The organism is Streptomyces sp. NBC_01320 (assembly GCF_035974375.1).
Classification (GTDB): Bacteria; Actinomycetota; Actinomycetes; order Streptomycetales; family Streptomycetaceae; genus Streptomyces; species Streptomyces yanii.
In genome coordinates this window covers 7,434,453-7,457,494 of sequence record NZ_CP108390.1, presented here as the reverse complement: position 1 = coordinate 7,457,494, position 23,042 = coordinate 7,434,453, and the positions used below count along the sequence as shown (strand labels likewise).

Below are 23,042 nucleotides of genomic sequence, written 5' to 3'. Positions count from 1 at the left end.
ACGACTCCAACGTGCTCTGGGTCACATTCGGTTCCTCAGGGGCCGGTCACCCGTAAACCGTCCGCCGTTTTCGGCCATTCGGCGTCATCTCTGCTGTGGTCCGCCGATCACCTACCGCGCTTCATCCCACCCGCCACATCGGGCATATACGGCACAACGGTCACACGCATTGACACCCTCGCGCCCGGGTGGTGGGCTCGGAGCCCATCGATGGGAGCGAGGGATTACGGCATGCAGCTCAGGCGCAGAAAGCAGGCGGCGGCCGTCGCGGCCGCCGTGCTCGGCGGACTGCTCTCCACCGGCTCCCCGGCCGCCTTCGCCGCACCCTCGGACCCCGGCTCTCCGGCCGTTTCGACACCCGACCGTACGGACGACGGCGCGCTGCCCACCGTGTGGCCGCGCCCGCAGACCATCAAGGCGTCCGGAGCCGCCGTACCGCTCTCCACCGAGGTGACCCTCCTCGCCGGTGCGCACACCGATCCGTACGCCCTCGACGCCGCCCGGCAGGTGCTGCGCGACGCAGGCGTACGAACCGTGCACGAGACGCTGCCGGGCCGCGGGCCGGTCATCCGGCTCGGCGACGACGCCCAGGACGCCCTGCGGGCCCTGCGCGCCCCGGAGCGCGCCAATCTGCCGTCCGGCGGCTACCGGATCGCGGTCGGTACGGTCGCGGGCCGCCCCACCGTCGCCCTGGACGGACGCGGCGACGACGGCCTCTTCCACGCCGTACAGACGCTGCGTCAGCTGATCCGGAACGGAAGCGTCGCCGGGGTCGTCGTGCGGGACTGGCCGGGCACCGCCGTGCGCGGCATGACCGAGGGGTTCTACGGCCGGCCATGGACGCGCACGGAGCGGCTCGCGCAGATCGACTTCATGGGGCGGACAAAGCAGAACCGGTACCTCTACGCGGCGGGCGACGACCCGTACCGGCAGGCCCGCTGGCGCGATCCGTACCCCGCCGAGCGGCGCGCCGACTTCCGGGCACTGGCCGAACGGGCCCGCGCCCAGCATGTGACGCTCGGCTGGGCGGTCTCCCCCGGCCAGGCCATGTGCATGTCCTCGGACAGCGATGTGAAGGCGCTGACGCGGAAGATCGACGCCATGTGGGCGCTCGGCGTGCGCGCCTTCCAGCTGCAGTTCCAGGACGTCAGCTACAGCGAATGGCACTGCGACGACGACCCGGACACCTTCGGCAGCGGGCCCGAGGCGGCGGCCAGGGCCCAGGCGCGGGTCGCGAGCAAGGTGGCGCAGCATCTCGCGGACCGGTACCCGGATGCGGAGCCGCTGTCGGTGATGCCGACGGAGTTCTACCAGGACGGCGTCACCGACTACCGTGCGGCTCTCGCAAAGGAGCTGGACGACCGGGTGCAGATCGCCTGGACCGGCGTCGGGGTCGTGCCGAGGACCATCACCGGCGGGGAACTGGCCGGTGCGCGCGCCACGTTCCGGCATCCGCTCGTCACGATGGACAACTACCCGGTCAACGACTACGCACAGGACCGTATCTTCCTCGGCCCGTACACCGGCCGGGACCCGGCGGTCGCGATCGGCTCGGCGGCGCTGCTCGCCAACGCGATGGAGCAGCCGTCCGCGTCCCGCATCCCACTGTTCACCGCCGCCGACTTCGCCTGGAACCCGCAGGGCTACCGGGCGCAGGAGTCCTGGCAGGCGGCCATGGACGATCTGGCGGGCGGCGACGCCCGCACCCGGGACGCGGTGCGGGCGCTGGCCGGGAACAGCGCGACGTCCGTACTGGGCGGCGACGAGTCGGCTTATCTGCGGCCGTTGTTCGCCGCGTTCTGGAACTCCCGTACGACGGCGGACGCCACGGCGCGGGACGATGCGGCACGCGAACTGCGGGCCGCTTTCACCGTGATGCGGGAGGCCCCGCAGCGGCTGAAGGGCCCGGCGGACGGGCGACTCGACGACGAAGTGCGGCCCTGGACGGAGCAGTTGGCCCGGTATGGGCGGGCGGGTGAGCTCGCCGTCGATCTGCTGCAGGCCCAGGCCCGCGGTGACGGCGCGGCCGCGTGGAAGGCGTCGCTGGCCCTGGAGCCGCTGCGCACAGCGGTCAGGGCGAGCGGGGCGACGGTCGGCAAGGGGGTGCTCGGCCCCTTCCTGGACCGGGTGCGCAAGGAGGCCGACGCCTGGACCGGCGCGGACCGTTCCGCCGGCACGGTGACGACGGCCCCGGGCAGCCACACGATCCGGCTGAACCGGGCCCGCCCGGTGGAGGCGGTGACCGCGATGACCGTACCCGGCAGCGGAGCCGCGGCGGACGCGCGGCTCGAGGCCCATGTGCCGGGCGAGGGCTGGCGCCGCCTCGGCCGGCTGTCGACGACCGGCTGGACCCAGACGGCGGCCAAGGGCCTGCAAGCCGACGCGATCCGGATCAGCTGGGCCACCGGTGCCGCCGTGACCGCCCCCGGCGTGAGCGCGGGCACGCCGCCACCGGCGGTCTCCGGTACCGTCCCCGAAGCCCCGCAGGTACGCGCCCTCGTGCCGTGGTTCCGTGACGAGCCCGTGGCCAGGCTCGATCTCGTACGCGGCGAGACGGACGCCGAGATCGGTGGCCGACCGCAGCGGGTCGCGGCGCGACTCGCCGCCCGCCGCCCCGCCGAGGTGCGCGGCGCGCTCAGCGTGAAGGCGCCCCGGGGCATCAAGGTGAGCATCCCGAAGCAGGCGACGGTGCCGCGCGGGTCACGTACCGACGTCCCCGTGGAAATCACCGTCCCGGCGGACACGCCCGCCGGTGAGTACGAGGTGCCGATCGGCTTCGGCGGCGAGGAGAGCACCCTCACCGTGCGGGCCTACCCCCGGACCGCCGGGCCCGATCTGGCACGTACGGCCACCGCCTCGTCGTCCGGCGACGAGACCCCGGACTTCCCGGCGGCCGCCGCGTCGGACGGCGATCCTGCCACCCGCTGGTCGTCCCCGGCCGAGGACGGCGCCTGGTGGCAGGCGGAACTTACCGAGCCCGCCAGGATCGGGCAGGTGGTGCTGCGGTGGCAGGACGCGTACGCCTCCCGCTACCGCATACAGGTCTCCGCGGACGGCCGCGCCTGGCGCACGGCGGCGACCGTCCGGGACGGCAAGGGCGGGCGCGAGTCCGTCCGCATGGACGCGAAGGACACCCGCTTCCTCAGGGTCCAGGGCGACGCACGCGGTACCGGGTTCGGCTACTCGCTCTGGTCGGTGGAGGCGTACGCCGTCGCCCAGTAGGCGCACACAGGCACGCCGCCCTGCGAACCAGCGGCAGTTCACCACCCCACCGGCAATCGCTGCTTCACCAGTTGCTTCGTCAGCAGGTAACTCCCGGCCACCGCGTGTTCAACTATTCACTCAGTACATGTATCGAGTATACAGTCGGCCGCATGAGCATCCGCCATGTCCTTCTGGGACTGCTCGCCGGAGGTTCAAGCCACGGCTACGACCTCAAGCGGCGGTACGACGAACGCTTCCCGCAAGCCCGGCCACTGGCCTACGGGCAGGTCTATACGACCCTGCAACGTCTGGTGCGTGATGGCCTCGCCGCCGTCGAAGGCACCGATTCCGACAGCGGGCCCGAACGCACCCTGTACCGCTCCACCGACGAAGGATCACGCGAACTGGCCAGGTGGGCCGACGAGATCGCCCCACCCGCCCCCTTCGTGGCGAACGAGATCTTCACCAAGGTCGTGGTCTCGATCCTCGTCGCTGCCGCCGCCGACGGCGACCGCACCACCGACGCGGCCGCCTATCTGCAAGCCCAGCGTGCCGCCCACATGGAGCGCATGCGTGAACTCACCGCACTCAAGACCACCCCGGGCGCCGATCTCAGCACGGTGCTCTCCGCCGACTACGCCCTCGCCCATCTGGATGCCGACGTCCGGTGGATGACCACGACGGTGAGCCGGCTCGCCACCCTGACCGCGGAGGTCAACGCAGCATGAGCACACATACCGAACAGGACACCCCGGGAGCAGTGCCCCTGCTCACCGCCACGGGACTGCGGAAGTCCTACGGCAGGTCGGAGGCGCTGCGCGGCGCTTCGATCGAACTCCGGGCGGGCGAGATTCTCGCCGTCACCGGTGCCAGCGGCAGCGGGAAATCCACACTGCTGCACTGCCTGGCGGGGATCGTCCGCCCCGACGAGGGTTCGGTCTCGTACGGACAGGAGCGACTCGACCGGCTTCCCGAGGCCCGGCTCGGCGAACTGCGACGCACCGACTTCGGCGTGGTGTTCCAGTTCGGGCAGCTGATCCCCGAACTCACCGCGCTCGACAACGTGGCACTGCCCCTGTTGCTCGCAGGGACGTCCCGCGCCGCGGCACAGGCGCGGGCCGGCGAATGGCTGGAACGCTTCGGGGTGCGCGGCCACGCCGGTCTGCGGCCCGGCGAGCTGAGCGGTGGCCAGAGCCAACGCGTCGCACTGGCACGCGCGTTGGTGACCGGCCCGAAAGCGGTCTTCGCGGACGAGCCGACCGGGGCTCTCGACTCACTCGCCGGGGAGCAGGTGATGACGGCTCTGGTGCACGCCACCCGCGAGACCGGCACCGCGGTGCTGCTGATCACCCATGACGCGCAGGTCGCCGCGTACGCGGACCGCGAAGTGTGGCTGCGGGACGGGGCCGTCCACGCCGGCGCCGCCCCGGTCACCGTCCGGGAGGCCGCCCGCCATGAAGGCTGACGCCCGCATCGCATGGATCCTGACGCGCGGCTCGCGCCGCCGCGAGTGGTGGCGGATCTCGCTCACCGCGGTGGGCGCGCTGCTCGCCACGGGCTTCGCCCTCGCGGCGATCACGGTCGCCGCCGTTCCCGGGCAGGTGTCGATCCCCTACGCACACGGCTTGCTGAACCAGCCGGGCCAGCGCGCCGGTGTGGTGGTCACGCTGCTGCTCCTGCTCGTGCCCGTCCTCGGCTTCCTCGGTCAGTGCGCCCGCATCGGCGCCGTGCACCGCGACCGGCGGATGGCCGGGCTGCGGCTCGCGGGGGCGTCGCCCGCGCAGGTGCGGCGCATCTCGGCGCTGGAGTCCGCGCTCGCGTGCCTGGCGGGATCGACCGTGGCACTGGCCGTCGTCGCCGCGGTCCTCGCCGGCGTCGGTCACATGCCGGCGCCGGCGGCATGGGTGGCCTTCGTGCTGGTTGTCCTCGCCGTGCCGGTCGCGGGCGCGCTGGTGAGCGCACTCGCCCTGCGGCGGGTAATCGCCTCGCCGCTCGGCTGGGTACGCCGTGTCCGGCCGGACGGCGGACACCGGACGCTGCTCGCGCTTCTGGTCCCGACGGCGCTGATAGGCGTGGCGCTCTTCCTCCTTGCCGGCCGCAACAGCCGTCCCGGCGAGGTGACCGTCCCGTTCGTGGTGCTCGCCGTGGTGCTTCTCACCGGAGCGGGTGCGGTCTGGCTGGCCGGAGCGACGGCTTCCTTCATGGGCCAGCGGCTGACGCTCCGCGCGAAGAGCCCCGCAGTACTGATCGCCGCCGGCCGACTCAAGGACGACCCGTGGGCCGCCGCGCGCACCCATGCCGCTCTGCTGCTGGTGACTGTCGTCGGGGTGGGATTCGTCGGCGTACGGCAGGTGCTGCTCGACGAGTTGCACCGGCGGAGCGGCTACACGACGGAGGACCTCGGCTTCTACACCACGGGGATCGACCTCGCCGGGACCGCCGTCCTGGTGGCTCTCGCCATCAGCCTCTTCGGCCTCGCGGTGGGCACGGCCGAATCCGTCGCCACCCGCCGCAGGGGGCTCGCCGCCCAGACCGCGGCCGGCGTACCGCGAACGGTTCTGGCCCGGACCCTCCTCCTGGAAACGGCGCTTCCGCTGGCCCCCGCGGTCCTGCTCGCCGGCATCGGAGGCATGGCGGTGCACCTCGCGTACGCCTGGCTGGTGGCTCCCGAGGCCGTCCCGTCGATGCTTCCGCTGCTCGTACCCGTGGTGGTGTACGTCGCCTGCCTGCTGGCCGCGTCGGCCTCGCTGCCGCTGCTGCGGCGGGCGGTGCGCCCCGCGGAGCTGCGGTTCACGTAGCGCGCGGCGCTGCGCGAAACCGCATCTCCCCGGATACGCGAAAGCCCGGATCGTCAGGCTGAGATGCCGTCGATCCGGGCCATGGCGTCGTCCGCGCCGAACGGTTGCAAGTACGGCAGCCAGCGCGGGTCACGGTGCCCCGTCCCGATGATCCGCCAGGCCAGGCCGGTCGGCGGGGCGGGTTGTTGGTGCAGCCGCCAGCCGAGCTCCGGCAGATGTCGGTCGGCCTTGACGTGGTTGCAGCGGCGGCAGGCCGCCACCACGTTGTCCCAGGCGTGCTGTCCGCCTCGGCTGCGGGGGATGACATGGTCGACGCTGGTCGCGGCGGCGCCGCAGTACATGCAGCGCCCGCCGTCCCTGGCGAAGAGCGCCCGGCGGGTCAGTGGAACGGGCCCCCGGTAGGGAACCCGTACGAACCGCTTCAGGCGGACGACGCTCGGGGCCGGTATGGCGCGGGTGGCGCTGTGCATGAGGGCGCCTGACTCCTCAAGGCAGATGGCCTTGTTCTCCAGGACGAGGACGAGCGCGCGGCGGAGCGGTACGACGCCGAGCGGCTCGTACGACGCGTTGAGAACCAGGACATGCGGCACGGTGGATGCCTCCTTGTACGCCGGCGGCGCGTGGCTCGCGCCGGGACGATCCGATCTCAGTCTCTCCTCATGCCTGGTCAATCCGCCACCACGTGCGGGTAACGGGCCGGAAGGATTTTCCCGGGTGCCTGCTGCCCGCACGGCCCAAAAGCGCCGGAACAGGTACTCAAGAGGCCGTTGCCGGAGCAGTCCCGGGATCGATGTGCGATCGGCCACACCCGGCCTCGCGTCCCGTTCCCGGAACCAGCTGCCCTTGCTATATCCCCGGGTGAGGCGTGCCTCTCCCCTCCGTCACGGCAATGGAGCACTCCCGATACCCCGTTAGTGTGGTTGGTCAGCCCACGTCCATCTGGAGGTTCCGCCGTGTCCCTGTCCGCCCTGTTGGCCGCAGCCCCGTCACCCGAGCCCGGCGGCTCGCTGGACGAAGCCGCCAAGCAGGCCGGCAACGCCGCGGGCTGGGTGGAGGAGAACTGGTCCACCTGGCTGAACACCGGTCTGCGCATCGTCCTCATCGCGGTCATCGCGGTCATGTTGCGCATCGCGATCCGCCGTGCTCTCACCAAGCTCATCGAGCGGATGAACCGCAGCGCCCAAGCCGTAGAGGGCACCGCTCTCGGCGGCCTGCTGGTCAATGCGGAACGCCGCCGTCAGCGCTCCGAGGCGATCGGGTCCGTACTCCGGTCGGTCGCTTCGTTCCTGATCCTCGGTACGGCCGCCCTGATGATCCTGGGCGCCTTCCAGATCGATCTGGCGCCACTGCTCGCCTCCGCCGGTGTCGCCGGTGTGGCACTCGGTTTCGGTGCGCGCAACCTCGTCACCGACTTCCTCTCCGGTGTCTTCATGATCCTTGAGGACCAGTACGGCGTCGGGGACACCATCGACGCGGGCGTCGCCTCCGGTGAGGTCATCGAGGTCGGTCTGCGGGTCACCAAGCTGCGCGGTGACAACGGTGAGATCTGGTACGTCCGCAACGGTGAGGTGAAGCGGATCGGCAACCTCAGCCAGGGCTGGTCGACCGCCGGGGTGGATGTGCAGGTACGCCCCACGGAGGACCTCGACCGGGTACGCACGGTGATCACCGAGGCCGCAGGGCTGATGGCCAAGGAGGACCCGTGGAACGAGCGCCTGTGGGGTCCGGTGGAGATCCTCGGGCTGGACTCCGTACTCCTGGACTCGATGACGGTCCGCGTGACGGCGAAGACGATGCCGGGCAAGGCGCTGGGCGTGGAGCGCGAGCTGCGCTGGCGGATCAAGCTGGCCTTCGACGAGGCGGGCATCCGGATGGTCGGTGGCGTGCCGGCCCAGCCGGACGAGCCGTCGGCGGCGGATCCGACGGCCGGGATGGCCGCCCCGTCCGCCTACGCGTCGACGACATCCCCGCAGTCGCTGGCCGCGACGCCCATCCCACCGTCGAACATGTCGAAGTAGGACTCGGCCGTACGAGTTCGGCCGCGCGAGTGAGGCCATACGAGTGAGGGGAGCCCCGCAGAGCCTGCGGGGCTCCCCTCACTACTGTTCCGGGCCGGAGGTCAGCCCTTCTTCTGGCTGCACCTCCGCTGGGCGTTGATCTGGTCGCGGGTCATGATTTTTCCGCCGTGCGTTCTGTACTGATCGTCGGCCGGCTTCGCGGCACGTGTAGTAGGGACGTCGATCCAGTCGTCGTCCTCGAACTTCTCGTGCCCCTCCTGATCCAGCACCGTCACCCCGACGTAGAAACCCTTGGGCAGCCGCTTGGTGAGCGGCTTCTTCTCCGTACCGAAGCTCCGCGCACTCCCTACGACGAACACACCCCGCCGGACCGCCTCCGACCGGGGCCCGTCCGCGTTCCACAGCGTCTCGAAGCCGTCTCCGTCCCCCTCGCCGTCCACGCTGACCACGATCTTGGCCGCGGACACCGACTCCGAGGGGCAGATCGGATGGGCGACGACTATGTCGTCCCCCTCCATCCGGAAGCCGAAATGCATGGGCGTGGGTGCCTCTCCGAGCTGGCAGGACGACAGGGTCGTCATCGCGGCGGTCACCAGGATCGTCGTGGCCAGGACGGAGCGGAACGCGCCCCCGGTCACGGGACGCATTGCCAGTAGTCGCCGCCGGCGAACCCTGCCGCCTTCTCGTATGCGTTCTGGCACGGGTCCGACAACCCTTCGTTGTAGTAGTCGTACGCGAACTTGATGCCGCGCTTCTCCCACTGCTTCACGTGTGTGCGCTCATGCGTGAGTTTCCGCGAAGGCCGACCACCGGCAGGAGCCTGGTCGCCGAGGGCATGACCCCGTACATGAGCATCCCGATCTGGTCGGCGTGGGCCTGGCGTACCGCGAGCAGTCGCTGCTGCTCGTAGAGGATGCCCGCCCGGCACCGGGCGGCGCAGGTGTTTCCGGTGTTGCTGCCGGCGGCCGTTCCGCTGTGACCGCTGCCACTGCTAGGTGGTGCGGTACGGGGCCGGGCCGCCGAGCGTCTTACTGGAGCCAGGTCGGCGGGGGGCCCAACTCGTCGTACGCGTAGAACAGTTGGCTTCCTTCCGCGTCCTTCGTCCAACCTTTCCCGAAGTGCCGCCCATCCGGGCGATGGCGAACCTCGGGAGCCAGCCGGAACGCAGCGCCTCAAGTAACGCTTTGGTTGCCACGGCGACGCAGACCATTGACGACCCGGCAACAGCGCCATACCGTCCTCTCACCGAATAGGAAACTTTCCTAACAGAGGGCGGGTGCAGCACGCATGGCCGGAACGACACCGGGAACCCCCCGCGTCCTGCGGGCCATGAACGACCGGGCCGCCCTCGATCTGCTGTTGGAACACGGCCCCCTCTCCCGGACCAGGATCGGGAAGCTGACGGGCCTGTCCAAGCCCACCGCCTCGCAGCTGCTGGCCCGTCTGGAGGCGGCCGGTCTGGTCGTCGCCACCGGCACCGTCGCGGGACGGCCCGGCCCCAATGCCCAGCTGTACGCGGTGAACGCCCGGGCCGCCCATGTCGCCGGTCTCGATGTGAACGCCCACCGGATCGTCGCCGCCGTCGCCGATGTGACCGGCGAGACGGTCGGCGAGTTCGAGCTGCGCACCCCCGGGCGGCGCGCCGACAGTGTGGTGCGGCAGGTGGCGGACGCGCTGGACGGCGCGGTCAAGGATGCCGGGCTGACCCGCTCCGACGTGCACCGTGTCGTCATCGGCACGCCGGGTGCCTTCGACCCCGGTACCGGGCGGCTGCGGTACGCCTCCCACCTGCCCGGCTGGCACTCCCCCACCCTGCTCGACGAGCTGGCCGCCTTCCTCCCGATGCCGGTCGAGTACGAGAACGACGTGAACCTCGTCGCGGTGGCCGAGCAGCGGCTCGGCGCGGCGCGCGGCCACGACGACTTCGTCCTGCTGTGGAACGAGGAGGGGCTCGGCGCCGCCCTGGTCATCGGCGGACGGCTGCACCGCGGCTTCACCGGCGGCGCCGGTGAGGTCGGTTTCCTGCCGGTGCCCGGTGTCCCGCTGGTCCGTCAGGTCACCAAGGCGAACTCGGGCGGCTTCCAGGAACTGGCGGGCGCCCAGGTGCTGTCCCGGCTGGCCGGGGAGCTCGGCATCGACGACGAGCTGACCCGCGCCACCGGTACCCATCACGAGGTCGGGGCCGGACTGATCACCCGGGCCGCCGCGGCCGCGGAGCATGGGGAGGACGGACCGTACGCCCGGCTCCTCGATCTGTTCGCCACCGGCCTCGCGACCGGTCTGGCCTCCATGGTCGCCGTACTCGACCCCGAACTCGTGGTGCTCTCCGGCGAGTTGATCGCCTCCGGCGGGGAGCCGCTGCGCGTCCGGGTGCAGGGCGAGCTCGCCGAACTGGCGGCCTCCCGGCCCCGGCTGATCATCGGTGACGTCACGCGCAGGCCCGTACTGCGCGGGGCGCTGGAGAGCGCCCTCGTCACCACCCGCGACGAAGTCTTCGACACGTCGCGCTGACCCGCCCGCCCTTCGCACGTCCGTCCCTTCCCTGCCCCAACCCCTCACCGGGAGACACCGCCATGTCCGGAAACCGCCGGAAGACGGCCGCCGCGCTCGCCGCGACCGCCGCGATATCCCTTCTCGCCTCCGCCTGTACCGGTCAGAGCAGCTCCGGTACCCACGATGACGCGTCCAAGGAGACGACCATCACCTTCTGGCACGGCTGGAGTGCCCCGAACGAGGTCAAGGGAATTCAGGCCACTGTCGACGCCTTCGAGAAGGCGCACCCAAACATCCATGTGAAGGTCGTCGGCAACATGACCGACGACAAGATCAACCAGGCGCTGCGGGCGGGCGGGTCCAAGGCCCCGGACGTGGTCTCCTCGTTCACCACGAACAATGTGGGCAAGTTCTGCTCGTCCAAGGCGTTCGTCGACCTGAATTCCTTCCTGAAGAAGGACGGCATCGAAGCGGACAAGACGTTCCCGAAGGCGATGAACGAGTACACCCAGTTCAACGGGGTCCGCTGCACGCTGCCGCTGCTCGGGGACGCGTACGGGCTGTACTACAACAAGGACGCCTTCAAGGCCGCGGGTATCGCTTCCCCGCCGAAGACCTGGTCGGAACTTGCCGCGGACGCAAAGAAGCTGACGAAGACCAAGGGCGACTCGTACGAGCAGCTCGGCTTCATGCCGAACTACCACGGTTACGAGTCGACGACCGAGCACTACCTCGGCGGCTGGAGCCCGACGTACTTCGACGGCGACGGCAAGTCGAACATCGCCAAGGACCCGGCGTTCGCGTCGATGCTGACCACGCAGAAGAAGCTGGTCGACGACCTGGGCGGCTACGCGAAGCTGGAGAAGTTCCGCACCACGTTCGGTGACGAGTGGGGCGCCAAGCACCCGTTCCACACCGGTCAGGTGGCCATGCAACTGGACGGCGAGTGGCGGCTCGGCATGGCCGAGGACACCAAGCCGAAGTTCGAGATCGGTGTGGCCCCGATGCCCGTCGCCGACGACGAGGCCGACACGTACGGCAAGGGCTACCTGACCGGCACCATCGCCGCCATCGCGGCCACCTCCGCCAAGCAGAACGCGGCGTGGGAGCTGGTGAAGTTCATGACGACCGACACCGACGCGGTGGTCGACTTCGCCAACGCCATTCACAACGTTCCGTCCACGTTGGCGGCGCTGAAGTCGCCGAAACTGAAGTACGACCCGCGGTTCAAGACCTTCCTGGACATCGCCGCGAACCCGCAAAGCACCACCACCCCGCCCTCGGTGAACGGCGGCGCGTACCTGGTGTCCCTGCAGAACCTCGGATTCGACATCGAGAAGGGCAAGCAGAAGGACATCAAGGCGGGTCTGGAGAAGACCGCCGAGGAAATCGACGCGGCGATCGCACAGGCGAAGTAGAACCGCGATGAGCACACGTACGGGCACGTACACGCTGAGCTCGAAGCGCCACCGCGCGGCCCTTGTCGCGAAGCGCAGAAAAGCAGCACTGCGGACGGCGGCCTTCATGTCGCCGTGGCTGATCGGGTTCTGCGTCTTCTTCGCCTACCCGCTGATCTCCACGCTCTATTTCTCCTTCACCCAGTACGACGGCTTCGCGCCCCCGAAGTTCGACGGGCTGAAGAACTGGTCGTACGTCTTCAACGAGTACACGTTGTTCTGGCCCGCCCTGCGGAACACACTGTGGCTGGTCGTGGTCATGGTCAGCTGCCGGGTCGTCTTCGGTCTCGGCATCGGTCTGCTGATCACCAGGATCAAAACGGGTACGGGCGTCTTTCGGACCCTGTTCTACCTGCCGTACCTGGCGCCGCCGGTCGCGGCGACCCTGGGCTTCGTCTTCCTGCTCAACCCGGGGACGGGGCCGGTCAATTCACTCCTCGGCGAGCTGGGGCTGCCCACACCGGGCTGGTTCACCGACGCCACCTGGTCCAAGCCGGCCCTGACCGCGCTCGCGGTCTGGGGCGTGGGCGACCTGATGGTGATCTTCATGGCCGCGCTGCTCGACGTGCCCAAGGAGCAGTACGAGGCGGCGGAGCTGGACGGGGCGACCGCGTACCAGCGGTTCCGCTTCGTCACGCTGCCGAACATCTCACCGATCGTGATGTTCGCCGTGGTCACCGGGATCATCCAGACGATGCAGTACTACACCCAGCCGCTCGTGGCCGGAAAGGTCGCCTCGGGGGTGATGGGCGGCTCCGGGCAGCAGTTCGAACCGGGCTATCCCGACAAGTCGACACTGACTCTTCCGCAGCTCGTCTACAACCTCGGTTTCCAGCGTTTCGACTACGGCTCCGCCTGTGTGGTCGCGCTCGTTCTCTTCGTACTCGCCATGGCGTTCACCGCACTGCTGATGCGGCGCCGCAGCGGGCTGATCCAGGCAGGTGAGTGACGTGGCGCAGGCTCTCGACACCCTCAAGGCCACCGACCCGTCGGCCGGACCGGCCACCCCGGCCGAGCGCGTCGCACGCCGCAAGGCGCTGCTGAACTGGATCGCCGTGCACGCGCTCGGCGTCGCGGCCGCGCTCTTCTTCGTGCTGCCGTTCGTCTTCCTCTTCCTCACCTCTCTGATGAGCGACCAGCAGGCGCTGACCCGGGATCTGTGGCCCCACCCCTTCGAGTGGAGCAACTACCGCAAGGTGTTCGACACCCCGGGCTTCCTGACCTGGTGGAAGAACACCCTGCTGTACGCGGGGCTCGGCACCGTCCTCACGGTCGTGTCGTCGCTGCCCGTGGCGTACGCGCTCGCCAAGTTCCGCTTCCGCGGCCGGCATCTATCTCTGATGCTCGTCATCTCGATGATGATGCTGCCGCCGCAGGTCGTCGTCATCCCGATGTATCTGTTCTGGGCGAAGCAGCTGGACATGTCCGGCACGCTCTGGCCGCTGATCATTCCGATGGCCTTCGGTGACGCGTTCTCCATCTTCCTGCTGCGGCAGTTCCTGCTGACCATCCCGAACGAGTACCTCGACGCGGCGAAGGTCGACGGCTGCGGCGAACTGCGCACACTGCTCAAGGTGGTGCTGCCGATGGCCAGGCCGGGCATCGCCGCCGTCGCACTGTTCCAGTTCTTCTACGCCTGGAACGACTACTTCGGTCCGCAGATCTACGCCTCCGAGAACCCGGCCGCCTGGACGCTCAGTTACGGCCTGGAATCCTTCAAGGGCGCACACCACACCGACTGGAACCTGACCATGGCCGCGACCGTACTGGTCATGGCCCCCGTGATCCTCGTGTTCTTCTTCGCTCAAAAGGCATTTGTCGAGGGCGTCACACTGACCGGAGTAAAGGGCTGACCTATGAAGCTCGCAGTAGTTGGTGGCGGGTCCACCTACACCCCTGAACTGATCGACGGCTTCGCCCGGCTGCGGGACACGCTGCCCGTCGAGGAGCTCGTGCTCGTCGACCCGGCGGCCGACCGTCTCGACCTCGTCGGCGGTCTCGCCCGGCGGATCTTCGCCAAGCAGGGCCACCCGGGGCGGATCATCACCACCTCGGACATCGACGCGGGCGTCGCCGACGCCGACGCGGTCCTGCTGCAGCTGCGCGTGGGCGGCCAGGCCGCGCGCAACCAGGACGAGACATGGCCGCTGGAGTGCGGCTGCGTCGGCCAGGAGACCACCGGGGCCGGCGGTCTCGCCAAGGCGCTGCGCACCGTCCCGGTCGTCCTCGACATCGCCGAGCGGGTCCGTCGCACCAACCCCGACGCGTGGATCATCGACTTCACCAATCCGGTCGGGATCGTGACCCGGGCGCTGCTCCAGGCCGGCCACAAGGCCGTCGGTCTGTGCAACGTGGCGATCGGCTTCCAGCGGAAGTTCGCCAGGCTGCTCGACGTCACCCCCGGTGAGGTGCACCTCGACCATGTCGGACTCAACCACCTGACGTGGGAGCTCGGGGTGCGGCTCGGCGGCCCTGACGGCGAGAACGTCCTGCCGAAGCTGCTCGCCGAGCACGGCGACGCGATCGCCGGCGATCTGCGCATGCCCCGGGCGATCGTCGACCGGCTCGGCGTCGTCCCCTCGTACTATCTGCGGTACTTCTACGCCCACGACGAGGTCGTACGGGAGCTCGGCACCAAGCCGTCCCGGGCGGCGGAGGTCGCCGCGATGGAGAAGGAACTCCTCGCCATGTACGGCGACCCGGCGCTGGACGAGAAGCCCGCGCTGCTCGCCAAGCGCGGCGGCGCGTTCTACTCGGAGGCGGCCGTGGACCTGGCGTCCTCGCTGCTGGGCTCGGGCGGCTCGGCGGTGCAGGTCGTCAATACGTACAACAAGGGGACGCTGCCGTTCCTGCCGGACGACGCGGTGATCGAGGTGCAGGCCCGGGTCGACGGCACGGGGGCGACGCCGCTTGCCGTTCCGGAGCTGGACCCGCTGTACGCGGGGCTGATCGCCAACGTGACGGCGTACGAGGACCTCGCCCTGGAAGCCGCCCTGCGCGGCGGCCGGGATCGGGTGTTCAAGGCGCTGCTCGCCCACCCCCTGATCGGCCAGTTCGAGTACGCCGAGGCACTCACCGACAAGCTGATCGCGCACAACCGGGAGCACCTCGCGTGGGCGTGAACGCTGCTGTCCTCGCCATCGACGCGGGGAACAGCAAGACCGATGTGGCGCTGATCGGACCGGACGGAACGCTGCTGAGCTCCGTGCGCGGAGGCGGCTTCCAGCCGCCGGCCGTCGGCATCGACGTGGCCGTGGACGTCCTGGCCTCGGCGATCGGCGAGGCTCTGGCGAAAGCGCGGGCGTTCAGCGAGCCGGTGGACTCCGTCGCGCATGTGTCGGCGTGTCTGGCCAATGCCGATCTCCCGGTCGAGGAGCAGGCGCTCGCCGCGGCGCTGCGGGCCCGTGACTGGGGCCGCACGGTGGAGGTCCGCAACGACACGTTCGCGATACTGCGTGCCGGGGTCGACGAGCCCAGGGGCGTGGCCGTCGTCTGCGGTGCGGGGATCAACTGTGTCGGCATGGTGCCGGACGGGCGGACCGCGCGCTTCCCCGCCATCGGCCGGATCTCCGGTGACTGGGGCGGCGGTTCGGGACTCGCCGAGGAGGCCATGTGGTTCGCCTCGCGGGCCGAGGACGGGCGCGGCGAACCGACCGAACTGGCGCGCACCCTGCCCGCGCACTTCGGGCTCGACTCGATGTACGCGCTGATCGAGGCGCTGCACCTGGGGCACATCGAGTTCGAGCGGCGGCACGAGCTGACACCGGTGCTGTTCGCAACCGGTGCGGCCGGGGACCCGGTGGCGCGCGGTCTCGTGCACCGGCTGGCGGAGGAGGTCGTCGCGATGGCGTCGGTCGCGCTGACCCGCCTCGGGCTGCTGGACGAGGAGGCACCGGTGGTCCTGGGCGGCAGCGTGCTGGCGGCGCGCCACCCGCAGCTGGACGACCGGATCTCCGAACTTCTCGCGGCACGCGCCCCGAAGGCGGTGGTCCGGGTGGTGCAGGAGCCGCCGGTGCTGGGCGCGGGACTACTGGGGCTGGACCACACGGGGGCTGCGCCGGAGGTGCACAGCAGGCTGCGTGCGCAGTACGGCTGACACCTCGACAGACGGGCACTGAGGGGGCGTCCTGCGGCGATCAAGCCGCAGGACGCCCCTTGCGCAAGGGAACCGATCAGTTGTCCCGAACGTGTTCATGGGTGGGGAGATCGGTCCGCTTCGGGGATTGCTCCGCCGATTCGTCTTGATCGGTGGCGCCTGCCTTGATCGAATGCGTGGTGCATCCGTGGGCCGATGCACGATCCAGGCGTTCCTGGTGTGGATGTCGGTCCCTGCGGCCATACTTCTGGCCGGGTGCCAGTCCTCTGATCGGCCGGGGGAACGGCCACCGTCAGCGACCGAGGGGGAGGTCACGTGACATACCCGCCGAATGTGCGCACGGCGCCGGACCACGTGCCGGCCCAGCCGCCCGTGCCCGCTTCCGTGCCCGCGCCGCAGGGCGACGCCTGGTCGGAGCCGGCGGCGCGGCTGCGCGCCGCGGCGACGACCGAACCGGGCAGGCTCCAGATCATCGGGGCCGTACTGGCGGCGCTCGTCGTCGCGTTCGGGGCCGTGACGGCGATCGAGGTCTCCGACCGGGCTGCCGCCACCGACGACGTGGTGAGCCGCAGTCAGCCGCTGAGCGCCGAGGCGGCGAACATCTACCGCTCCCTGGCCGATGCCGACACCGCGGCGGCCAGCGGGTTCCTGGCGGGGGCGCAGGAACCGCGCGATGTCCGCGAGCGGTACGAGAAGGACATCGAGGACGCGTCCCGGCTGCTGGTGAAGGCGGCGTCCACCACGGACGCCACGTCGCCGTCCGGCCAGGAGATCGCCACGCTCAACCAGGAACTCCCGCGGTACACCGGCCTGGTCGAGCGGGCCCGCGCCAACAACCGGCAGGGGCTGCCGCTGGGCGGCGCCTACCTCCGGTACGCGAACCAGAAGATGTCCAAGGAGCTCCTCCCCGCCGCCGAGCGGCTCTACACGGCGGAGACCGGACGGCTCGACCAGGACTACGACTCCGCGCGAGCCTGGCCGTTCTTCTCGCTGGGTCTCGGTGCCGTCGCGCTGGGCGCGCTGTTCTGGGCGCAGCGGCGCAACTACCGCAGGACGAACCGGGTCTTCAATCACGGGCTGCTCGCCGCGACCGCCGCGTCGACCGTGCTGGTGCTGTGGCTGGCCGTGGGACACACGGTCGCACGCACCGAACTGCAGGACGCCGATGTGCACGGGCAGCAGTCGCTCGATGTGCTCAACCAGGCACGGATCAACTCGCTGAAGGCACGCGCCAATGAGCTCCTGACCGTGGTCGCCCGCGGCGCGGTGCTCACCGCCGACGGCAGGAACGACAAGTACGAGACCGACTACACCACGGGCATGAAGGCCCTCGGCGATGAGCTGGGGACGGCCGGGAAGCTCGCCGACGACTCCCAGGGGAGCGGGCCGGTGGCGAACGCCATCAGCGGTGTCTCCGAGTGGCAGACCCGCCACCGGACCGCCCGCAAGACCGACGACAACGGCGACTACGAGGGTGCGCTGAAGCAGATCATCGGGGCGAAGGACTCCACCGGGGAGTCCTTCAACCGGGTGGACGACGCGCTGGAGCAGGCACTCGCCCATGAGCAGGGCGAGTTCACCCGGGCCGCGAAGGACGGGCGCGGGGCGCTCGGCGGGCTGCCGGTCGGGGCGGCGGCTCTCGCCGCACTGGCCGCGGTCGCCGCGATCATCGGGGTCAACCGCAGGCTGTCGGAGTACCGGTGAGAGGGGGAACGATGACCAGGACAGGTTCCGCCCGGGCCGGACTGCGCGGCTGGGGCGGGGTGACGGGGATGGCCGTGGCCTGCGCGGTGACGGCCTCGCTCACCCTGCTGCCGCTCTCGCACGGCGGCGCCGACTCCTTCGGCGTCGGTGTCTCCGGGCCGGGTACGGCGACGGCGGTGCCCGCCCGGGCCGACGACTGCAAGGACCCGGAGGCGAGCCTGCAGCCGTCGAGCGCCGACGGACCGAGCATCGCGAAGATCAAGGCGCGCGGGAAGCTGATCGCCGGGGTCGACCAGAACAGCTTCCGCTGGGGCTACCGCAATCCGGAGACGGGCAGGCTCGAAGGCTTCGACATCGATCTGGTGCGGGCCATCGCGCAGGACATCCTGGGCGACCCCGACAAGGTGATCTTCCGGGCGATCCCCACCAACCAGCGCATCGCCGCCCTGGAGAACGACAAGGTCGACGTCGTCGTGCGAACGATGACGATCAACTGCGGTCGGCTCGACCAGGTTTCCTTCTCCACCGCCTACTTCCAGGCCGGGCAGCAGGTCCTCGCACCGAAGGACTCGCCGATCACGGGATACGACAAGTCCCTGGCCGGCAAGCGGGTCTGCACCGCGGAGGGCTCCACGGCCTACGAGGCGCTGGAGAAACAGTCCTTCGGTGCGGTCTTCAAGGACGAGCACGACGGCACGGAGGCGGACGAGGACCGGCTCACAGTCCCCAACCAGCTGGACTGCCTGGTCCGGCTGCAGCTGGGCGAGGTCGACGCGGTGGTCACGGACAACGCGCTGGCAGCGGGCCAGGCCGCCCAGGATCCGGCCGTCGTCCTCAAGGGCGACAAGCCGTTCACCACCGAGTACTACGGCGTGGCCACGAAGCACGGCGCGAACGACCTGGTGGCCCGGATCAACCAGGTGCTGGTCGATTACCGCAAGGGTGGTGCGGACAGCCCCTGGATGGTGTCGTACCGGAAGTGGCTGGCGACCGGACTGCCCGGCATCACGGCGCCGCCTGCGCCCAAGTACCGGAGCAATTAGTCCTTGATCCCGCCGGGTCCGCCCGGTGGGGAGAGCGAAGAGGTGATCGATGGGCGTCGCGGGCCCCTTCCCCGGCTATGCGGGGAGGCCCCCCGGCCCGGTCATGGACCGGGACGAGGCGGACCGTGCGCTGGCCCGGCTCGGCGCGGAGCACGAGGCGATCGAGACCTCGCTCCTCGCCCTGCAGGACCATGCGGGCCGCCGGCTCCTGGAGGGCGCCGATCTGACCGGTGTCACCAAGGAGCGCTGGGCCGCCACCGAGCAGTCGATCACGCTGCTGTGGGGGTATTTCGACGCCTACGCCGGGGCGATCGACGCGGCACGTGAGATACGGGCCAGGCGTCGCTCCCCCAACCGTGACGACCTGCTGGCGCTGACCGAACTTCTGCGCGGCCAGGGCGTCACGGTGGCGTCCACCGCCACCCGGCCCGATCCGTCGATCACCGGTCCGGCCAAACTCTCCGAGCGGTTCACGCTGGAGGAGCTGGTCGCCCGGATGAACGAGCTGTATGCGCGCTCGCTGGACATGGTCGTCGCCTCCGACTCCGTATGGTCCGCGCTGCCCGCCCGGATAGATCTGCTCGCCGCCGAGCTGCGCCGGACGCGTTCGCTGGCGCACTCCGTCGGCGTACGTCCCGGGGAGCACCCGGCGGGCGACGACCTGGAGTCGATCACCCATGAGCTGGCCACGCTGCGGGTCCAGGTGATCTCCGACCCGCTGGCGTTCTGGCTGCCGGGCCCCGGCAGCGCGGCGCCCGGCGGCGGACGTCCGGACACGACGCGCTACGACCGGGCGGCCCGCGCGCTGGACGACGTGCGGCGGGAGATCGAGGCGGTGCTCGCGGTCCGCCAGGACGCCGAGCAGCGCCTGGTCCACCTGCGCGACCTGCTCTCCCGCGCGGACCGCACGCTGGCCGAGGCCCGGTCGGCGCGCGGCGAGGTGCTGGCGAAGATCGCCGCGTCCGAGGTGCCCGCGGTCAGCGGTCCGCCGACCGCGCTGCAGGAGCGGCTGGCCACTGCGTCGGAGTACCGCAGGCACGCCCAGTGGCACCGGCTCTCCCCGCTGCTGGAGTCGCTGGAGCGGGAGGCGGAGGACGAACTGCTGCGGGCCCGCGAGTCTCTGTCGGCGGTCACCGCGCCGCTGGCGGTCCGGGCGGAGCTGCGTGGCCGGCTGGACGCGTACAAGGCGAAGGTCGCCCGGCACGGGCTGGCGGAGGACCCGGTGCTGATCGAGCGGTACGACGCGGCGCGCCGGATGCTGTGGAGCGCCCCGTGCGATCTGCGGGTCGCGGGGCAGGCGGTGCTGCGCTATCAGGAGGCGATGGCGGAACTGCTCGACGTCCGCCGGTCGTCCGCACCGGAGGACCGGCGATGAGTACGCGTACGCGGAGGCGTGCGTGCAAGGTGAACGGGCCGCTGCGGCGGCGGGGCGAACAGGGGGACCGACCATGAGTACGCAGTGCCAGCGCCCCGCGTGCGAAGGCAATTACGAGGACATGGGCGGCGGTGAGCTGTACTGCGACACCTGCGGTCTGGCCCCGGTCGTCTCGCCAATGGGGTCTCCCCTGTTCGAGCGCAGCCGACTTGGGGATGGCATGGTGAGCTCGCCGCCCACGGGTATCGCGGTCGGCAAGGGGGGCAACAGCAGTTCGGCGCGGAGCAGTTCACGGGCATCGTCCCGGGCGTCGTCGCGCTCCTCGTCCCGCTCGTCGACCTCGCGGCGTTCGGTCTCGGGGCGGCTCTCACGGTCCCTGTCGGGGACCTCCACGGCCCGCTCGGTGTCGGTGCGTTCCTCCGGCGCGTCGTCGGGCGCTTCCGGGCGCAATCGGCTGGGCGCCGGTCTGGTGCAGGTGCCGGACGTTCCGCGGCCCGACCCGCATTCCGCGGTGATGGAGAACCCGGAGGTGCCGGAGCGGAAGCGGTTCTGTTCGCGCTCCGACTGCGGGGCCCCGGTGGGACGGTCGCGCGGAGAACGATCAGGACGAACCGAGGGGTTCTGCACCAAGTGCGGCCACCCGTACTCCTTCGTACCGAAGCTGCAGGGTGGCGACATCGTGCACGGTCAGTACGAGGTGGCGGGCTGTCTGGCGCACGGCGGGCTCGGCTGGGTCTATCTCGCGGTGGACCGTGCGGTCTCGGACCGCTGGGTGGTCCTCAAGGGGTTGCTGGACACCGGCGACCAGGACGCCATGGCGGCCGCGATCTCGGAGCGCCGCTTCCTCGCCGAGATCGAGCACTCCAACATCGTCCGGATCTACAACTTCGTCGAGCACCTCGACCAGCGGACCGGTTCGCTCGACGGCTACATCGTGATGGAGTACGTCGGCGGCAAGGCGCTCAAGGAGATCGCGAACGAACGCCGCACCCCGGCCGGGAAGCGGGATCCGCTGCCCGTCGAGCAGGCGTGCGCGTACGGCATCGAAGCGCTGGAGGCGCTCGGTCATCTGCACAGCCGCAATCTGCTGTACTGCGACTTCAAGGTCGACAACGCGATCCAGACCGAGGACCAGCTGAAGCTGATCGACATGGGCGCGGTGCGCAGGATGGACGACGAGGAGTCGGCCATCTACGGCACGGTGGGGTATCAGGCGCCGGAGGTCGCGGAGGTCGGACCGTCGGTCGCCTCCGATCTGTACACGGTGGCGCGGACGCTCGCCGTGCTCACCTTCGACTTCCAGGGGTACACGAACGTCTTCGTGGACTCGCTGCCGGACCCGGACAACATCGAGGTGTTCCGGATGTACGAGTCGTTCTACCGGCTCCTGGTCCGGGCCACGGACCCGGATCCGGCGCGGCGGTTCGCCTCGGCGTCGGAGATGGCGGAGCAGCTGACGGGGGTGTTGCGGGAGGTCGTGGCGTTGCAGACGGGGCGTCCGCGGCCGGCCCTGTCGACGCTTTTCGGTACGGAACTGCGGGTCACGGACACGCAGTTGTTCGCCGAGCTGACCGACGATGTGTCGCGGCTCGGGGTACGGGCGGAGCCGGCCGGGCGGCGGAAGGGGAAGGGGGCGGGTGGATCCGGGGTTCCTGTCGCAGCGGCTCCGGCCGCCGGGACTCCGGCTGCGCCGGAGGCGGTGGGGCACGCGGTGCCGGGTGTGCCTGGGCAGCGGGCTCCGGGGGCTGCCCTGTTGTCGGCGCCTCCCACGCACGTCCGGGGCGGTAACGGAACCCCGGCCGCTCTCCCGTACGCGCAGACCCGGGCGGCCGTTCCGGCGCCGCGGCCGGCGCCCGCCGATCCGGGCACGCTCCCGGGGACGTACGCCTCGGCCGGCCCCCGGCTGGCCGGGCTCGACGCACGGGCCACCTCGCTCGCGCTGCCCGTCCCCCGGGTCGACGCGAGCGACCCCAATGCGGGATTCCTCGCCGGCGTGATGACGTCCGCACCCTCCGAACTGATTGCCGCACTGCAGGCGGTTCCGCCGCCTCGCTGGAGACCCGGCTGCGCGAGCTGCGCGCCCGCCTGGAGCTGAACGAACCCGGGGCCGCCGTACAGACGCTGACGGATCTGGAGGCGCTGCACGCGGACGACTGGCGGGTCGTCTGGTACCGCGGGATCACCTCGCTGGTGACCGGGGACGACGCGACTGCCGCGCTGTCGTTCGACGCGGTCTACGACGCGTTCCCCGGGGAACCGGCGCCCAAGCTGGCGCTGGGCATCTGTGCGGAGGTCCTCGGCCAGCTGGACAACGCCGCCGAGTACTACCACCTGGTGTGGACGACCGATCCGAGCTTCGTCAGCGCCGCGTTCGGTCTGGCCCGGGTGCAGATCGCCGCCGGGGACCGGGCGGGCGCCGTGCGGACGCTGGAGTCCGTGCCCGAGGCGTCGATCCACTACACGGCGGCCCGGGTCGCCGCCGTGCGGGCCCGGCTGCGCGAGCGCGCCCCGCACGAGCCGCTGATCGCCGATCTGACGGCGGCCGCCGACCAGGTGGCCGGGCTGCAGAGTTTCGGGCTGGACGCGGTGCGCCGCGAGCAGTTGTCGACGGAGGTGCTGGGGACGGCGCTGGACTGGGTACTCTCCGGGAGTCCCACGGCCCAGCCGCCGGCTCCGCAGTCGCATGGGCCTGCCGGGCCGAGAATGCTGCTCGGCAGTGAGTTGGACGAACGCGGCCTGCGTTTCGGCCTGGAGCGTTCGTACCGGATGCTCGCCCGGCTTGCGCAGCGCGGCGACGAGAGGATCGAACTGGTGGAGCGGGCCAACCGTTTCCGCCCCCGGACGTGGGTGTGAA

Annotated in this window: 18 protein-coding genes and 1 pseudogene; 15 read left to right on the top strand and 4 right to left on the bottom strand. The window is 70.7% G+C overall.

The window, feature by feature from the left end; translation table 11 throughout:
* The first annotated feature begins 231 nt into the window (after positions 1-231).
* The 4 genes from OG395_RS33895 (at position 232) to OG395_RS33880 (ending at position 6,002) form a co-directional block, all read left to right on the top strand.
* Positions 232-3,222 carry a beta-N-acetylglucosaminidase domain-containing protein gene (locus tag OG395_RS33895; protein ID WP_327246318.1) on the top strand — a complete coding sequence of 997 codons (2,991 nt, stop codon included), beginning with the start codon at positions 232-234 and terminating at the stop codon, positions 3,220-3,222.
* 152 nt (positions 3,223-3,374) lie between these two features.
* On the top strand, positions 3,375-3,932 hold the full coding sequence (locus OG395_RS33890) for a PadR family transcriptional regulator (protein WP_327246317.1): 558 nt from the start codon (positions 3,375-3,377) through the stop codon (positions 3,930-3,932).
* On the top strand, positions 3,929-4,669 hold the full coding sequence (locus tag OG395_RS33885) for an ABC transporter ATP-binding protein (RefSeq protein ID WP_327246316.1): 741 nt from the start codon (positions 3,929-3,931) through the stop codon (positions 4,667-4,669). The genes OG395_RS33890 and OG395_RS33885 overlap by 4 nt, the downstream gene beginning before the upstream one ends.
* Entirely contained in the window at positions 4,659-6,002 is a 1,344-nt protein-coding gene (locus tag OG395_RS33880; protein ID WP_327246315.1) for an FtsX-like permease family protein, read from the top strand. Before OG395_RS33885 ends, OG395_RS33880 begins: the two co-directional genes overlap by 11 nt.
* Positions 6,003-6,055: 53 nt before the next feature.
* Here OG395_RS33880 and OG395_RS33875 read toward each other — a convergent pair whose 3' ends face one another.
* Positions 6,056-6,592: an HNH endonuclease gene (locus OG395_RS33875; RefSeq protein WP_037698282.1), complete on the bottom strand. Its 537-nt coding sequence runs from the start codon at positions 6,590-6,592 to the stop codon at positions 6,056-6,058.
* 363 nt (positions 6,593-6,955) lie between these two features.
* Between OG395_RS33875 and OG395_RS33870 the strand changes: the two genes are divergently transcribed.
* Positions 6,956-8,020 carry a mechanosensitive ion channel family protein gene (locus OG395_RS33870; RefSeq protein ID WP_327246314.1) on the top strand — a complete coding sequence of 355 codons (1,065 nt, stop codon included), beginning with the start codon at positions 6,956-6,958 and terminating at the stop codon, positions 8,018-8,020.
* A gap of 101 nt (positions 8,021-8,121) precedes the next feature.
* Here OG395_RS33870 and OG395_RS33865 read toward each other — a convergent pair whose 3' ends face one another.
* Positions 8,122-8,658 carry a hypothetical protein gene (locus tag OG395_RS33865; RefSeq protein ID WP_327246313.1) on the bottom strand — a complete coding sequence of 179 codons (537 nt, stop codon included), beginning with the start codon at positions 8,656-8,658 and terminating at the stop codon, positions 8,122-8,124.
* Complete coding sequence (locus tag OG395_RS33860) at positions 8,655-8,789, bottom strand: hypothetical protein (protein ID WP_327246312.1); 135 nt, start codon at positions 8,787-8,789, stop codon at positions 8,655-8,657. Before OG395_RS33860 ends, OG395_RS33865 begins: the two co-directional genes overlap by 4 nt.
* Before the next feature lie 518 nt (positions 8,790-9,307).
* On the opposite strand from OG395_RS33860, the gene OG395_RS33855 reads away from it, so the two are divergent.
* From OG395_RS33855 to OG395_RS33815, 9 genes are all read left to right on the top strand, one after another.
* A complete protein-coding gene (locus OG395_RS33855) occupies positions 9,308-10,531 on the top strand; it encodes an ROK family transcriptional regulator (RefSeq protein ID WP_327246311.1) in 1,224 nt (407 codons plus the stop codon).
* A gap of 62 nt (positions 10,532-10,593) precedes the next feature.
* Positions 10,594-11,931, top strand: coding sequence for an ABC transporter substrate-binding protein (locus OG395_RS33850; protein ID WP_327246310.1), 1,338 nt, complete (start codon positions 10,594-10,596; stop codon positions 11,929-11,931).
* A 106-nt stretch (positions 11,932-12,037) separates the two neighbouring features.
* The gene (locus OG395_RS33845) at positions 12,038-12,919 is read left to right on the top strand and encodes a carbohydrate ABC transporter permease (RefSeq protein ID WP_327249540.1); all 882 of its coding nucleotides are present in this window, start codon (positions 12,038-12,040) and stop codon (positions 12,917-12,919) included.
* A gap of 1 nt (position 12,920) precedes the next feature.
* On the top strand, positions 12,921-13,823 hold the full coding sequence (locus OG395_RS33840; protein WP_327246309.1) for a carbohydrate ABC transporter permease: 903 nt from the start codon (positions 12,921-12,923) through the stop codon (positions 13,821-13,823).
* Positions 13,824-13,826: 3 nt separating this feature from the next.
* A complete protein-coding gene (locus OG395_RS33835) occupies positions 13,827-15,092 on the top strand; it encodes a 6-phospho-beta-glucosidase (protein ID WP_327246308.1) in 1,266 nt (421 codons plus the stop codon).
* Entirely contained in the window at positions 15,083-16,066 is a 984-nt protein-coding gene (locus OG395_RS33830; protein ID WP_327246307.1) for an N-acetylglucosamine kinase, read from the top strand. Before OG395_RS33835 ends, OG395_RS33830 begins: the two co-directional genes overlap by 10 nt.
* Before the next feature lie 372 nt (positions 16,067-16,438).
* Positions 16,439-17,770 carry a hypothetical protein gene (locus OG395_RS33825; protein ID WP_327249539.1) on the top strand — a complete coding sequence of 444 codons (1,332 nt, stop codon included), beginning with the start codon at positions 16,439-16,441 and terminating at the stop codon, positions 17,768-17,770.
* Positions 17,771-17,781: 11 nt separating this feature from the next.
* Entirely contained in the window at positions 17,782-18,813 is a 1,032-nt protein-coding gene (locus tag OG395_RS33820; protein WP_327246306.1) for a glutamate ABC transporter substrate-binding protein, read from the top strand.
* Positions 18,814-18,862: 49 nt separating this feature from the next.
* A complete protein-coding gene (locus OG395_RS33815) occupies positions 18,863-20,188 on the top strand; it encodes a hypothetical protein (RefSeq protein ID WP_327246305.1) in 1,326 nt (441 codons plus the stop codon).
* A gap of 111 nt (positions 20,189-20,299) precedes the next feature.
* Here the strand turns inward: OG395_RS33815 and OG395_RS58475 are convergent, their stop codons facing one another.
* A complete protein-coding gene (locus OG395_RS58475; protein WP_442818814.1) occupies positions 20,300-20,638 on the bottom strand; it encodes a hypothetical protein in 339 nt (112 codons plus the stop codon).
* Here OG395_RS58475 and OG395_RS33810 point away from each other — a divergent pair.
* Positions 20,598-23,041 (top strand): annotated as a pseudogene (locus OG395_RS33810) (tetratricopeptide repeat protein). The gene OG395_RS58475 and the pseudogene OG395_RS33810 sit on opposite strands and share 41 nt — an antisense overlap.
* Position 23,042 lies beyond the last annotated feature (1 nt).